This is a genomic window from Micromonospora sp. NPDC049171, from assembly GCF_040648275.1.
GTDB lineage: Bacteria > Actinomycetota > Actinomycetes > Mycobacteriales > Micromonosporaceae > Micromonospora.
This window is the reverse complement of record NZ_JBEZDJ010000007.1, coordinates 229,719-244,347: the sequence shown is the minus strand read 5'-3', so window position 1 is coordinate 244,347 and position 14,629 is coordinate 229,719. Positions and strand designations below refer to the sequence as shown.

Sequence of the window (14,629 nt, the reverse complement as noted above, 5' to 3'; positions counted from 1 at the left end):
CGGGTTGGTCACTCGCCGGCGCGGAGCACCTCACTCAGCCGGTCGCGGCGTCGCAGCGCCGACTCGACAGGCACGACCGCGGCGGCCGTCGCCAGCAGCGCCACGCTCACCAGGCCCAGCAACCACCACGGCAGGACCGCCGCCGGGTCGGCGGATTGGCCGGTGAGCAGCCGCAGGTCTAGCGGGCCGAGCGTGAGGCGCGCGAGCAGGGCTCCGAGCAGCGGGCCGCACACCGCGGTGACCACGACCGGCGGCAGCAGCTCTCCGGCGGCCACCCAGCGGGCGTCGCGTGGCCGCAGGCCGAGGGTCCGCAGCCGGGTCAGGGTCTGCCACCGCTGCGACGCGCCGGCGGCGGCGGCGAGCGTGAGGCCGAGCAACCCCAGCGCCAGCAGCACCGCGGCGGCCGTCCATGCCAGCCGTAGCAGCCCTGCGGTCAGCGGCGACACCCGCTGCGCCCGCTGGACGTCCGCGCGCAGCACGACGTCGGCGGCGACGCCGGTGTTCGACACGGCCCGCGCCGCGCCGGGGCCGGTCACCCAGACGGTGTTCGCCACGGCGGGCAGCCCGGCGTCGGCGAGCGCCGTGGCGTCCACGATGACGACGTCGTCGGCGCCGCCGACGGAGGGAGCGGTACCGACCGCGGCGAGACCGATCGCCGGGGCGTCGTCCCGGGACAGTTGCAGCCGCGTGCCGGTCCGCAGACCGCCGTCGCTCGAGCGGACCAGCGCCGGGACGTCCCCGGAGCCACGACCGGGTGCGGTGAGCCGGGCCAGCGCCGGTGCGTCGGGCAGCGGAGTGGTGGCCAGCAGCCGCTGGAACGCGGCGGCGTCCACGACGACCAGGCGTGGGGTGAGCGGTGTCGAATCGGTGGAGACGCGTGCCGAGTCGGTCACCTGCGCGACGACGACCTGCCCTACCCCGGGCGCGGCGGCGATGCGCTCGGCGAGTGCGGGCGTGGCGGCCTCGGTGTCGGCGCCGACGTCGACGCGGGCGTCCGCGCCGACGGTGCTCCACGCGCCGTCGGCCAGACCCCGGTTGACTGTGGTGCCGAGGATGAGCGCGAACGACGCGAGCGCCGTGGTGCCGACCAGAACCAGCAGTGGCAGCGCCCGCCCGGCCGTCGTGGCCGCCTGGGCGGCACCGAACACGGCCAGCGGGCGGCGTGAGCGCAGGGCCCCTCGGAGCGCGAACCGCGCCCCGAGGGGCAGGAGCCGGAGCAGGACGAGCGCGCCGACGAGCGCGCCCAGAGCGGGGGCGCTGATCGGCAGGATCAGGTCGCCGGTCAGCTCACCGGTGGCGCCGTCGGAGGCGACGGGCAGCAGCCCGCGCTGGTGCAGTGTGACGAGGGCGGCGACCGCGGCGATCAGGACAGCGGCCTCCACGGCGGCGCGGCGCAACCGACCGGTGGCCCGGATCCAGCGCCGAGCGGCCTGGTTGGCGGGTTGGCGCCGGTCGCGGCTGGCACGGGCGGCGGCGAGGGTGCCGAACGCCGGCCCGGCGAGGGTACCGGCCAGGACCACGGGAACGGCCCAGGTCCAGGAGACGCCCGGAGCGACGGCGCGGGCGAGCGCGAGCCCGACGGCGGCGGCCGACAGGGACACGACTGTGGATTCGATGGTCAGTTCCGTACCGAGGTCGGGTAGTGCCGCGCCCCGCTGCCGGGCGGCGCTCAGCACCGGGGTACGGCGGCGGACCAGCAGGTCGGCGGCGAGGAGCAGGACCAGCACGGTGGCGGTCAGCACGCCAGCGAGCAGGACGGCGGCCTGTGCGAAAGCCGCGCTGCTCCGGGCACGGGCGTCGCGCAGGGTGGCGTCCAGCTGCGATTCCCACTTCAGGGACTGGTCGCGGGCACCGGATGAGCCGGAGGCCGCCTTGAGCTTGACCACCTTGCTGGCGAGCGGCGCGGTGGCGTCCCAGGTGAGCGCGTCGGGGTCGGGGGCGAAGTGGATGGTGCGGCGTAGTTGGCCCTCGGCGACGGCGAGCCGGGCGTCCGGCAACGACTCGCGCGACAGCAGGCCGGCGAACCGGGTGGTCCCCGTGCCGTCGGCGCCGGGCACGGGGCGCAGGAGCGCCGGGGCGAGTCGCCAGGCCGGGTCGGCGCTGTCCGCGGGTCGGTAGATCCCGCTGATCCGGACGTCCGTGTCGCTGCCCAGGGCGTCCTTGACCCGCATCCGATCGCCGGGGCCGAGGTGCAGTGCGGCGGCGGCGGCCTCGGAGAGGCCGACCTGCACCGGCCAGGGCGGTCCGTCGTAGGGGGTCTCGACGTACTCGTCGGAGACAGTGGAGCCGGGCGCGTTGCCGGCGATCCAGGTCACGGCCGGGCTGCCGAGGTCACCGGCCAGGTAGGTGAGCTGGAAGGTACGCGGCACGCTGGCGTCGGTGATGGTGAGGATCGGGCCGTTGACGACGGCGACGGGCGGGAGTAACGCGGCGTCCAGGTCGGGCCCGAGCGCGGAGGTCGCCCGGGCGCGGAAGCCGTCGACCTCGTCGGCGAGGCGGGGCATCCGGACGCGTCCGCCGGTCGGCCCGTCGTCGCGTTCCCAGTCGGCCTGTACGAGGACGTTCGAGTCGTTGCCGGCGCGGCGGACCGTGTCCTGGACGGCGGTGTCGGCGGCGGCGCGGAGCAGCGTCGGCACGGCCCCGGCGAGGAGCGCGACGGCCGCGATGACGGCGGCGGTGAGCAGCAGCGCCCCGGCGTCGGCACGGCCCCGGCCGCGGATGCTGGGCCAGTGCGGTGCCGGCCACCGGCGGGTCAGCCACCGCTTCATGGCCCCACCCGCAGGTGCGCGGCGTCGGCCCGGCGGACCTGGACGGTGACCACCACGGTGACCGCCAGCAGGCAGCCGGCCACCAGTACGGCGAGCAGCGCGGCCTCGGCTGGCCACGGCCAGTGTGGCTGGGTGGCCGGGACGGGCGCGGCACCGGTGTCGGAGCGCACCAGCAGGGGAGCGACCACACGGGTGGCGAGTGCGCCGACGGCCGCGCCCGCCGCGAGCAGGGGCAGCAGAACGCCGGCGTGTTGGCCGAGCAGCACGGCCCGGATGCCGCGCCGGGACATCCCCAGGCCGCGCAGCCGCGTCACCTCGACGGCGCGGACCTGTAGGTCACAGGTGACGTGCAGGACGACGCCGGCGAGCAGCAGCAGGGCCGCGGCCGGGACGAGGAGCCGGAGCGCGGCCGGCAGCCCGACGCGCAGTGGGCCGCCGGTGAGGCGGGCGGTCTCCGCCTCGCGGGTCGTGACGGTGCCCAGATACAGGTTGGTGGCCCGCTCGGCGGCACCGGCACCGGCCGGGTGGCCGACCCACCAGGCGTCGACCGGGAACGTCAGGTCGCCGGTGACGGCCCGTGCGCGCGAGAGCGTGTCCAGGTCGGCCAGGACGGCGACGGCGCCGGGGGCGGACGGCACGCTCGGCACGACCTCGCTGACGACGATCGGGACGGGCGTGATGCCGACGGTGACGCTGAGCTGGCTGCCGCTCTTCGCGCCGACCTCGCTGGCGAAGCGGGCGGAGACGGCGACGGGCACCGGGCCCGGGTCCGGGAATGCGGTGGCGACGAGGGTCCGGGCGGCGTCGTCGGCGCCGCCGACGTCGACGGTCGCGGCCATCCGCAGCGCGGTTCCCGTCGGTGTGGCGGACACCCCGACGGTCAGGTCGCTCACCTTGCTCGGGATCGGCGGCGCGGACGTGGCGGTCCAGTCCGATCCGTTGGACGTCTGCACCGCCCCGGTGGGCGGCACGGTGAGGGTGACGGCTACGTCGACGGGTCGGCCGACCGTGTCGGTGGTGACCGGCAGGGCGACCGCGACGAGACGCTGCCCGTCAGCCGTCGCGCAGGCGGGCAGCCGAAACTCCTGGCCGTCGAGCGGTACGGCGGGACCGGTGCAGGACGTGCGGAGGCCGGTGGCGTCCTGCAACAGCAGCCGGGGCGTCACGGCGAGCGGGGTGCCGCCGCCGGCCGTCCCCCGCAGGACGAGCGGGACGCCAGCCGGTACGGCGAGGCCGGTGACCCGGGTACGGGGTGCCAGCGTGGCGCCCACGTCGGCCCATCCGCGGTCGCCGTCCAGCCGTCCGCGCAGCAGCGCGTCGGCGCGGGTGGTGTCGACGGCGACCAGGCGCGGCGCGACGCCCGCGTTGCCGAGCCACTGACCGACTGTGGTGCCCCGGTCGAGGACCGGGCTCACGGCTCCCGCGGTGGCCGCGCCGACGGCTGCGCCCTCTCCGGCCACCGGCGCCGTGCCGAGGGTGAGTGCCAGGTCGGTGCCGACGGTGAGCGCGGCCTGGTCGCGCTGCGACTGGTGCCACGTGTCGTCGAAGGCGAGCCCGAAGGTGCCGGCCGCGCAGGCCAGGCCGACGAGCAGCCCGGCGGCGACCGCCTGTGGCCGGCGGGCGGCCTCGGCGACCGCCAGCGGAAGCGCCAGCCCGCGGGCGCGGTACGCCAGCCGGTCGGCGCCGCGTAGGGCGGGCAGCACCACCCGGAGGGCCAGGGCGGCACCCGCGGTGAGCAGCAGCGCCGGCGCGAGCACCCGGACCGCGTCGGCGCGTGGGCTGGCGGCGGTGGGCTGCGCGTAGAGCTGCCACCAGCCGGCGGCGGCGAATGCCGCGAGCAGCACGTCGGCACCGGATCGGGCCAGCAGTTCACGGCGGGTGCGCTGGTCACCGGCTGCCGGGACGGGCCGGATCGCCAGGACGGTGAGGACGGCGGCGAGCACCAGCGCGCCGCCGACGACCGCGAGGACCTGGGCACCGGCGATGGTCGGCCGGGCGGTCAGGCCGGCGCCGTCCAGCGGCGGCAGGTGGGTCAGGCCGGCGTGCAGGGCCGACGAGGCAGGTATCGCGAGCGCGGCGGCGACGGCGGCGACGAGCCCGGCCTCGAATGTCGCGGTGGCGGCGAGTTGGCGACGGCTGGTGCCCAGGGCGGACCGCAGGGTGGTCTCTTCGGCGCGGATGCCCGTGGTCAGTCGGCCGGCGAGGACGAGTGCCGTCGCGGTCAGGACACCGCCGAGGACGGCGATGGCGAGCACGACGGCGGCGGTGACGTGCCGTTGGTCGTCGGCGGACCGCAGGGTCAGCGGCAGCTCGGAGGAGACACGTGCGAGCCGGACGCGGTCGCCGAGGGTGCCCGCCAGCCGGCGGTCGGCGTCGCGGACGGCCCCGGCCACGGTCTCCAGGTCGTGGCGGTTGGGGTGGGACAGGTCCGGATGGGTGGTGACCTCCATCCGGTCGACCGTGGCACCGGTGGTGACCAGGTCGGCGAGGTCGACGAGGAACGGGCCGTAGGCGTTGACCGGCTGCAGGAAGCGGCCGTCCCGGTAGCCGGGGGCGGAGCCGGCCGCGGCCAGCGGGTCGCGGTCCCAGCCGCGCCCCGGCAGCGGGCGTACCACACCGACGACTGTCACGTCGATGGCCGGGACGGGCGCGTGGGCCAGCTCGGCGCCGAGGCGTACCCGGCTTCCGGGGGTGAGGCCGAGCAGTTGTGCGGTGGACTCCAGCAGCACCGCGTCACCAGGGTGCTGTGGCCAGCGCCCGGTGATCAGCTCGCCTCGGGTCGGCAGGTCGTCCATCCCCGACAGGTACGCCTGGGCCGGAACGCTGGTGCCCTTGGCGAGCGTGGGCGGCAGCGCCCGCAGCACCGTCGACGCCCGCGCGGTCGTCGTCGACGGGAACGGTGCGAGCGCGGAGGTCACCACGCTGCGGGTGTCGGCGGCGACGGACGACGTGTCCCGGCCCTCCACGGTGCCGGTGTAGACGGTCACGTCGACGGCGGCGGGGGCGGCGCGGGCCATGGCGACCTCCAGCGCCCGCTCGGCGGTGCGGGTGATCAGCAGGGTGCAGGTGCCCAGCAGGGTCGCGCCGATCGTGACGACCAAGAGGAGGGCCGCCAGCAACGGCCACTGCGCGCGGGCGCGCCGGCTGACCAGCCTCATCGTCGCGTCACCCGGCGGCCTGTTCGTCGAGGGCCTGTTCGTCGAGGTGCCCGTCGTGGATGCGGATCACCCGATCGGCCAGGGCCATCATCACCGCGTCGTGCGTCGACACCAGGACAGTGACACCTTCGGACTCCACGATCCCGCGCAGCAGGGCCATCACCGAGAGGCCCGTCTCGGCGTCCAGTTGCCCGGTGGGTTCGTCGGCGAGCAGAAGCTGGGGCGAGGCGGCCAGCGCGCGGGCGATCGCCACCCGCTGCTGCTGCCCGCCGGAGAGCTCGGCCGGCCGCTGCCCGGCGTGGTCGGCCAGGCCGATCAGCTCCAGCAGCAACTCGACCCGCCGCTCGCGTTCGGCGGGGGCGACGCGGGCCATCCGCAGCGGGGCCGCGACGTTCTCCGCGGCCGACAGCACCGGGATCAACCCGAAGCTCTGGAAGACGTACGACACCTTCTCGCGCCGCAGCCGGGACAGGCCATCCTCGTCGAGCGCGGTGACGTCGGTGCCGTCGACGTGCACGGTGCCGGCGTCCGGGCGGTCCAGGCCGCCGATGACGTTGAGCAGGGTGGTCTTGCCCGAGCCGGACCGGCCGACGAGCGCCACCATCGAACCGGCGGCCACGTCGAACGACACACCGCGCAGGGCGTGTACGACGCTCGGCCCGGTGCGGAAGCGCCGGTGGACACCGCGCACGCGCAGCAGCGGCTCGCTGCTCATTCGCCGCTTCCCGAGTCGGGGTGGATGGTGATGTGGTCGGCTTCCAGGGCCAGCCGGACCCGTCGGGTCAGCGCCAGCGCCTGGCGGAACTCGCGGGGCACCTGGACCCGCCCGGCGCGGTCCATCACGGCGTACTCCTCGGCGATCACGTGCGTGTCACCCTCCGCGTCGGTGGTGGTGCGGCGCAGCACCTCGCTGCTGGTGCGCCCGTCCCGGATCGCGACGGTCCGTTCGACCTGGCCGCTGACCTCCGGATCGTGGGTCACCACGACGACTGTGACGCCGTAGCGCCGGTTGACGTCCCGCAGCACGCCGAAGACCTCCGCGGACGTGGCGGCGTCCAGCTCACCGGTCGGCTCGTCGGCGAGCAGGACCCGCGGCTGGTTGGCAAGTGCCACCGCGATCGCGACCCGCATCTGCTGCCCTCCGGAGAGCTGCCCGGGGCGCCGATCGGCGCAGTCGGCGACGCCGAGGCTGTCCAGCAGCTCGGCCGCGCGCTCCCGGCGCTCCTCCTTCGGGGTCCGGGCCGCCGTCATCGGCAGGTCCACCATCTCCCGTGCGGTCAGGTACGGGATCAGGTTGCTCGCCGTCTGCTGCCGCACGAACCCGACGGTGTGCCGCCGGTAGTCCACCCGGTCCGCGCGGGACATCGCCAGCAGGTTCCACCTGTCGACCCGGACCCGCCCGGCGGTGGGGGCGTCGATGCCGGCCAGGATGGAGAGCAGTGTCGACTTGCCCGACCCGGAGGCACCGACGACGGCGACCAACTCGCCGCTCCGCACGGCCAGGTCCAGTCCCTGCAGGGCCTGCACCTCGATCGAACCGGTCTGGTAGATCCGCACCAGGTTCTCGCAGACGATGAGCGCGTCCCGGCCGAACTCGGGTGCCCGTGCGGATGGCTGCGGCAGGGACAGCGGGGTGCTGGGCATGCCGTTCTCCGTCCGGGTTGTGCCGACGTCGAGTCGGTCTCGGTGGTGGGCGGGCACGTGGTGTCGCCCAGGTGGCACGCGGGGTTTCGGTAAGCGCCTCGGTTGCCCGTGCTGACGCAGATTGAAGCAGTTTCGCAATCGGCGGCTTCGTTGACCATGGTTCTGGCCGGCTTTTCTTGATCCTGGACGAGGTCCGGCCGGTGACTGTGTCGGCGGGCCGGCTCCCGCTGTGGTGGGTCGTGAACCTACCGGGCACCCACCCCGACTGAATGGGCGAAGGAGGGCCGATGAGCGATGCGTTGCTGGTGGTTCGCTGCCAGTTGGGTGAGCGAGAGGCGTTCGCCGACCGGGGGACGGTCGCTGGCGCGCTGGCGGCGCTTCCGGCCCGGGAACGGGAGGTGCTCCTGCTGTCCTACCTGAAGGATCTGCCACTGGACGCCTGCGGGCAGATCTGCGCGGTACCCGTCGGCACGGTCAAGTCGCGGCTCAACCGGACCCGCGCGTTGTTACGCCACGAACTGCCGCGGAAGGGGTACGAGGCATGACTCCGGTAGAGGTGCTGGCGCGACTGCCCTCGCGGCGGGGCGGGTACCGAGGTTCAGGTCCGCCTCAGCCTTTTTTGTCGATCTTCTCTGCCGCGTGCCGGAGTGCGCTTACGAGTTCAGGTATTTGCGTGTCGGGGAAGCGGCCGGACATGCCGATCGCGGCGTACGGTGCTGAGCCGACGGTGACGGCAACGGTGCGTTCGGTCTTACCGGCGCGCAGGGCGAAACCGGCTTCGCGGATCTCCGCAAGATCGGTGAGGACCTGCTCGACCGGGGTCTCGTTCGCGCTGGTTGTCCACATGGCGCGGACGTCCTCGTCGTCCTGAGCGGCCAGTAGGGCCATCCCGAGCCCGGATCGGGTGACCGGGAAGAGGCCGATCCGGCCGAGGGCCGTGCTGGTGTCCATGCCCGGGTCGGCGTGGTACAGGTACGACATCTGGTCGCGCCAGAGCACGCCCATGGCCACGGTGTGACCGTGGACGTGAAGCTCGCCGAGCGGCCCGAGCGCACGGCGGATCAGGCCGGACCCGAAGAGGCTCTGCGCGGCCAGGGCATGGATTCCCGGGCCGGGACGATAGCGGCGCCGCTCGTCCTGTTCGATCAGCCGGATGTGCGCGAGGGTCTTGAGCAGCCTGTTTGCGCGAGAAGGTTCCAGTCCGAGCCGTCTTGCGACTTCGCGTGAGCCGAGGGCCTCAGCGGAACTGGCCAGCAACTGCAGGCAGTCGAGCCCGTCCTGGAGTGATTTGTTCGGCTGAGACGGCAGCATGTTGCATTTATAGCATCACTCCGGGGCGGGATGCTACGGATTCGTGTCGCGTGGGTTTCGGCGGAGCATCTTGACGGTGCTATTACTGCACCATTACGCTCGCCGCACTTGACCAACGATCCCGCCCGGTCGCCGCAGTTGACCCTGCTCCAGCAGGCGCGATGACTGCTGCCCGGGTCGGTTTTCCACATCACGGGGTGGGTCCGGCGGGCTGCCGCCATGGACGGAAGGGCGCCACATGCTCCGAACCGTGGCGAGCCGATCGGCTCGCCACGGACCCGAGTCACGGGACGACGATGCGCCAACGAGTCGACCGTGGCTGAGCCGAGAGGTGATGACCTTGACACGACCCTCGAACGTGCACCGCCACAGGTGGCGGATGCGCGTCGCGACCGGACTGGCCGTCCTCATCGGTCTGCCGATGATCGGCGTCGCGCATCCAGCGTCCGCCGACGCCGCCGCAGCCTCCGCGGTGCTCTCGGCGACCCCACAGTGGAACGGTATGGCCGGCAATCCCGGCGACGCCTCCGGCCAGATCTCCGCGGCGGCCACCGAGCGGGGCGGCCGCCCCTGCTGGACCACCACGCAGACGCCGATCACCAATGACTTCCTGTATTTCCGGGTCGACGCCGCCCGGCAGCCGGCCACCACCGGTTACGCGTTCGTCAAGGTCAGCTACTTCGACGCCGGCCCCGGACACTTCACGATCCAGTACGACGGCACAGGGCAGAACCGGGCCGGCGACGCCGTCCCGCTGACCGGCGGGAACGTCTGGCGTTCCTACGTCTTCCAGTTGGCCGACGCCGAGTTCAAGGGCGATCTGCCGTCCGGCGCCGACTTCCGCATCGCCTCCTGGGACAGCCGGCTCGGGCGGTCGGCCACCGACCTGTGCGTGGCCGATGTCTCGGTCAGCTTCAGCACCGCCGAGGCGGTGCGCATCACCGCGACGAACCTGGTCTTCAGCGGATCTGAGCCGCGGACCATCCCGGTGACCTCCAGCGCCGCCAGCGTGCGCTGGGCGGCCGCCGACGAGCAGGGCGTGCCGGCGGCCAGCGGCACGGCCGCGGTGTCCGGTGGCACGGCGGCGGTCGACCTCGCCGCGGTCAAGCCCGGCTACTACACCCTCGGCGTCACGGCCGAGGTGGGTGGACTCCCGGTCACCCGGTACACGCCGGTGGCGCTGCTGGACGCGCTTCCCGCCGACGCCCGGCGGCCCGGGGCGCCGTGGGGAGTCGGGACCCACTTCTCCCAGAGCGACCCGCCCAGTCTCGTCCCCACGATGGCGAAGGTCGGTTACACCCACGTCCGCGACGCCCTGTCCTGGCAGCATGTGGAGAAGACCGCCGGCACCTACACCATGCCCACCTACGGCGCCCCGTTCCTCAACGGGCTGGCCGCCAACGGCATGGAGCCTCTGCTGGTCGCGGCGTTCGCCAATCCGCTCTACGACGGCGGGAAGACGCCGAGCACACCGGAAGGCCACGCCGCCTTCGCCGCCTACGCCTCAGCGATGCTCACCCTCTCCGGTACCAACAAGGTCGAGGTGTACAACGAGTTCGACGGGGGCTTCAACAACGGCCTGTGCGGTCGTACCCCGCAGTGCTACCTACCGCTGTTGCAGGCGACCTACGCCAAGGTGAAGGCCGACCACCCGCAGGCCGAGGTCGTCGCGCCGGCCGGCGGCGGACCCGCGTGGTGGGAAGAGCTGTTCCAGATCGGCGGCCTGCAGTACATGGACCGCTTCAGCGCGCATCTCTACGGCTTTCCGGCCCCGCCGGAGGTCCGCGGCCTGACCCTGATCCCGACGTTCAGGGACCTGATCCGCCGCTACAACAACGGTCGCGACATGCCGATCGACATCACCGAGAACGGATTCCCGACCCACACCAACGGCGGCGTCACCGAGCTGCAGCAGGGCGACTACCTCGTCCGGGCGGCCAGCCTGGCCGTGGCCAACGGGGCCAGCCGCTACTACTGGTACGACTTCCTCAACGACGGCACCACCGCGTCGAACCAGGAGTACAACTTCGGCGTGCTGCGCCGTCCCGGGTACCTGGGGATGAACGCCTACGCCCCGAAGCCGGCGCTGGTCACGCAGTCGGTGCTGATCCGCCAGCTCGCCGGTCTGGACTTCCGTGCCGCCGACAACCTGGGGTCGGGTGTCTACTCGTACGAGTTCGCCGGCGGGCCCGGCAAGGCGCCGGCCCGGGTGATGTGGGCGACCACACCGACCCAGGTCGAGCTGAGCACCACCACCCCCGTCACGGTCACCAACGCCTACGGCCGGTCGAACACCCTGGAACCCCTACAGGGCAAGGTGACGCTGGACCTGACCGAGCACCCGGTCTTCACCAAGGGCAAGCCGACGGCCCTCGCGGTGAGCAACCCGAAGGTGTACTCCGTCTCGGTTCCGGACACGGTCGCCGTGGGCGACGACATCCCGGTGACGCTGAAGGTGGACCGGACCCACGGTGGTGGAGGCACGTGGACCAACTTCCACGTCGAGGACAACACCTACGCGGTGTACGCGCCGGCCGGGCAGGTGGGAACGAAGACCGTCACCGTTCCCGGTAGCACGGTGAAGGGCCCGCGAACGGTACACGTGCGGGCCGGGTCCGGGGGATCGGCGTCGATGGTGCTGCGCGACGACGCGATGATCACCGATCCGGTCGTGGCGACAGTCGATCCGATCGTGACGTCGGTCGGGCCGCTCGGTGGTTCGCTGCGGGTGAAGATCACCAACAACAAATCGGCGACGGCTCTGGACGTCTCGCAGATCGCGTGGACGGTGGGGACGCAGAGCGGCACGGTGACCGGCGTCGCCCCGGTCCCGCCGAACTCCGTCACCTCGGTCGACATCCCGGTCACGGGGATCGTCGCGTGGAAGTCCTCCGACATGTCGGTGCGCGTCGACACGGCACAGTTGGGCGCGTTCCGTGCCGGTGGGGCCGTCGGCTTCAACCCGATCGAGGCCGACGGACAGAACGCCGTCGTACCCGTGAATCTGACGGCCGACGGAGCGGTCGACTACCGGCGGGTTCCCTATGGCGGTGCGTCGGACCTGTCGGGCACCGTCAAGCTCACCCGCACCGCGGAGGCCCTGTGGTTGACGGCCGACGTGACCGACAACGTCCACGCCCAGACGAAGACGGCCGGCAGTATGTGGGACGGCGACTCCATCCAACTGGCGATCAGCCCCGACCTTCCGGGGCGGTCGACCGCCCGCGTCGAGATCGGCGCGGCGCTGCTGGGCACCGGTCCGGCCGTGTACACCTTCACGCCACCGGCCGGCGGAGTGGCCGGGGCGACGCCCGGCGCGACGGCGGCGATCGTCCGGACCGGAACCACCACCTCCTACCGCGTGTCGGTGCCCTGGTCCGCCCTCGGGTTGACCGGTCCGCCCACCGCACCGGTCGCCCTGTCCTTCGTGGTCAACGATGACGACGACGGCATCGGCCGGGCCGGCTGGATCCAGTGGGGCGGCGGCATCGTCCTGGCCAAGAACACCGCGGAGATGCGGCCGGTGCAGGTGATGGCGCCGTGAGCGGGCCCCGGCGGGTCCTGGTCACCGGTGCGGCCGGACGGCTGGGTCGGGCGGCGCTGACGCTGTTCGCCAACCGGCACATCCCCACCACCGGTCTCGACCTGCACGACCCGGGCGACACCCAGGCGGGCCGGATGGTGACCGGATCCGCCGGGGACCCGATCGTGGTACGCGACGCCCTCGCGGGGGTCGACGCCGTATTTCACTGCGCGGCGATCCCCGCGCCCACCCTCGGCACACCGCACGAGGTGTTCACCACCAACACCCGGGCCACGTTCACCGTGCTGGAGGAGGCGGCTCAGCAGGGCGTCGGCCGGGCCGTCATCGCCAGCAGCCTTTCGGTGACCGGTCTGCCCTGGTCGCCGTACCCGCAGACACCGGCCTACCTGCCCATCGACGAGGATCTGCCGCTGCAGGTGGCCGACCCGTACGCGCTGTCGAAGCAGACCGACGAGGCGATCGGCGCGATGATGGCCCGCCGGCACGGGATGACCGTCGTCGCACTGCGCCTGCCGCTGCTCGGCGGTCCCGGCGACCAGTTCGACACCTACGCCCGCAACTACGCCGAACACCCGTCCTGGGGGGCCACCGACCTGTGGGCCTATCTGGACACCCGCGACGCCGCCCGCGCCGGCCTGTTGGCCCTCACCGCCCCCGTGACGGGATTCCACGCGGTGTTCGTCGCCGCCCCGGACACCCTGAGCGCCACCGATACGGAGGCGCTGCTGGACGAGCACCTGCCGGGGGTGCCCCGGCGGACGCGATGGACCGGCCGGGGCGTCGCCATCGACACCGCTCGGGCCAGGCGGCTGCTCGGCTTCACCCCCGAGCACCTCTACCCACTGTCCCTACCCGGACAGCCACCATCCTCAGATCAGGAAGTGACGCCATGACACGTACGATCAGCCGCCGGCGCCTGCTCGCGGGCGCGGCCGGACTGGCTTCCGCCGCCGTCCTCTCGGCCTGCGGCAAGGGCGGCGAGTCCGGTGACGCCGGCACGGTGACCCTCAACGTGTGGGGCGGAGTCCCTCCGGAGAGCGGACCCAACGCCCTGTTCGCCGCGTTCACCGCGAAGTACCCGAACATCAAGGTCAACTACACCCGTTACGTCAACGACGACCAGGGCAACCTCAAGCTCGACACCGCGCTGCAGGGCGGTCTCGACATCGACGTCGTCGTGTCGTACGCGCGCTCGGCCCTGGCCAAACGCGTCGAGGCGGGTCTGCTCACCGACCTCACCGACCGGCTCGCCGGTGACGCGGCGTTGAAGGTCTTCGCCCCTGGCACGGAACCGGCCAGCAACAATTTCTTCGACGGTAAGGCGTACTCCGCTCCGGCCAGCCGCAGCGTGGAGACGGTGCTGGCCAACAAGAGCCTGCTCGACAAGGCCGGCGTCACCGTCCCGGCGGACTGGACGACCGCCGACTTTCGCGCGATCGCGAAACAGCTGTCCGGCAACGGCGTGTACGGGTGTCTGATCCCGCCGGACCTTGCCCGTCAGCAGATCGGCCCGGACTTCACCTACAAGGCCGGCGGCCGCGAGTCCAATTTCGACCACCCGGCGTTCCGGGAGAACTTCCAACTCCGGCTGGACATGATGGCCGAGAAATCCGCCGCGCCGATGACCGAGATCGTCGCGCAGAAGTGGGACGCGTTCGCCCAGACCCCGTTCCTCACGGGGAAGGTGGCGATGTGGATCTCCCAGCCGTTCGTCCTGCGCTACATCAAGGACACCAAGGAGTATCCGCACGACTTCCAGACCGTTCTGCTGCCGATGCCGGCGCCGCAGAAGGGCGCGCGGTTCTGGAACACCGGTGGCTACGGCGACAACGTGGCCATCACGAAGAAGTCCCGCCACCAGGACGCCGCCTTCACGCTCCTGCAGTTCTGGCTCGGCGAAGGCGCGGCACACATGGTGCCCGGCGGCCGGCTGCCGTCGCTGCCCGGTGGCGACACCGCCAAATTGGCCGCCGATCTGGGCGGACCCGACGCCGCGAAGCTGTTCGACGACCGGTCGCTGGTCACCAACCTGCTGACCTCGGACGCGCGGATCCCCGTGGACACCATCCAGACGGCACACGCGGAGATCTCCACGATCGTGAACGGGCTCAACCAGCGGGTCCTGCTCGGCAACATCAGCCTTGATCAGTGGGCCCGAACCGCCAAGGAACAGTGCGACGCGGCGATCAAAAAGGCGGGCTAGA

At 72.9% G+C, this 14,629-nt stretch carries 9 protein-coding genes; 4 read left to right on the top strand and 5 right to left on the bottom strand.

The features are described from left to right. Positions 1–8 precede the first annotated feature (8 nt). From AB0B14_RS11900 to AB0B14_RS11885, 4 genes are read right to left on the bottom strand one after another with little or no spacing between them, the layout of a single operon-like run. Positions 9–2,768, bottom strand: a complete 2,760-nt coding sequence (locus AB0B14_RS11900; RefSeq protein WP_357522401.1) for an FtsX-like permease family protein — start codon at positions 2,766–2,768, stop codon at positions 9–11. Then, positions 2,765–5,926: a permease gene (locus AB0B14_RS11895; protein WP_357522400.1), complete on the bottom strand. Its 3,162-nt coding sequence runs from the start codon at positions 5,924–5,926 to the stop codon at positions 2,765–2,767. Before AB0B14_RS11895 ends, AB0B14_RS11900 begins: the two co-directional genes overlap by 4 nt. A gap of 7 nt (positions 5,927–5,933) precedes the next feature. Further along, positions 5,934–6,641, bottom strand: coding sequence for an ABC transporter ATP-binding protein (locus tag AB0B14_RS11890; RefSeq protein ID WP_357070100.1), 708 nt, complete (start codon positions 6,639–6,641; stop codon positions 5,934–5,936). Then, positions 6,638–7,570 carry an ABC transporter ATP-binding protein gene (locus tag AB0B14_RS11885; protein ID WP_357070098.1) on the bottom strand — a complete coding sequence of 311 codons (933 nt, stop codon included), beginning with the start codon at positions 7,568–7,570 and terminating at the stop codon, positions 6,638–6,640. The genes AB0B14_RS11890 and AB0B14_RS11885 overlap by 4 nt, the downstream gene beginning before the upstream one ends. A gap of 287 nt (positions 7,571–7,857) precedes the next feature. On the opposite strand from AB0B14_RS11885, the gene AB0B14_RS11880 reads away from it, so the two are divergent. Further along, entirely contained in the window at positions 7,858–8,115 is a 258-nt protein-coding gene (locus AB0B14_RS11880) for a sigma factor-like helix-turn-helix DNA-binding protein (RefSeq protein WP_357070096.1), read from the top strand. Positions 8,116–8,179: 64 nt separating this feature from the next. On the opposite strand, the gene AB0B14_RS11875 is transcribed toward AB0B14_RS11880, so the two are convergent. Beyond that, positions 8,180–8,881 (bottom strand): helix-turn-helix domain-containing protein, encoded by a 702-nt coding sequence (locus tag AB0B14_RS11875; RefSeq protein ID WP_357070094.1) that lies wholly within the window; start codon positions 8,879–8,881, stop codon positions 8,180–8,182. Positions 8,882–9,221: 340 nt separating this feature from the next. Here AB0B14_RS11875 and AB0B14_RS11870 point away from each other — a divergent pair, with 340 nt between their 5' ends. The 3 genes from AB0B14_RS11870 to AB0B14_RS11860 are packed head-to-tail and all read left to right on the top strand — an operon-like array spanning position 9,222 to position 14,628. Beyond that, the gene (locus AB0B14_RS11870) at positions 9,222–12,425 is read left to right on the top strand and encodes a sugar-binding protein (protein WP_357522399.1); all 3,204 of its coding nucleotides are present in this window, start codon (positions 9,222–9,224) and stop codon (positions 12,423–12,425) included. Next, the gene (locus AB0B14_RS11865; protein WP_357522398.1) at positions 12,422–13,318 is read left to right on the top strand and encodes an NAD(P)-dependent oxidoreductase; all 897 of its coding nucleotides are present in this window, start codon (positions 12,422–12,424) and stop codon (positions 13,316–13,318) included. The genes AB0B14_RS11870 and AB0B14_RS11865 overlap by 4 nt, the downstream gene beginning before the upstream one ends. After that, a complete protein-coding gene (locus AB0B14_RS11860) occupies positions 13,315–14,628 on the top strand; it encodes an extracellular solute-binding protein (RefSeq protein ID WP_357070088.1) in 1,314 nt (437 codons plus the stop codon). The genes AB0B14_RS11865 and AB0B14_RS11860 overlap by 4 nt, the downstream gene beginning before the upstream one ends. Position 14,629 lies beyond the last annotated feature (1 nt).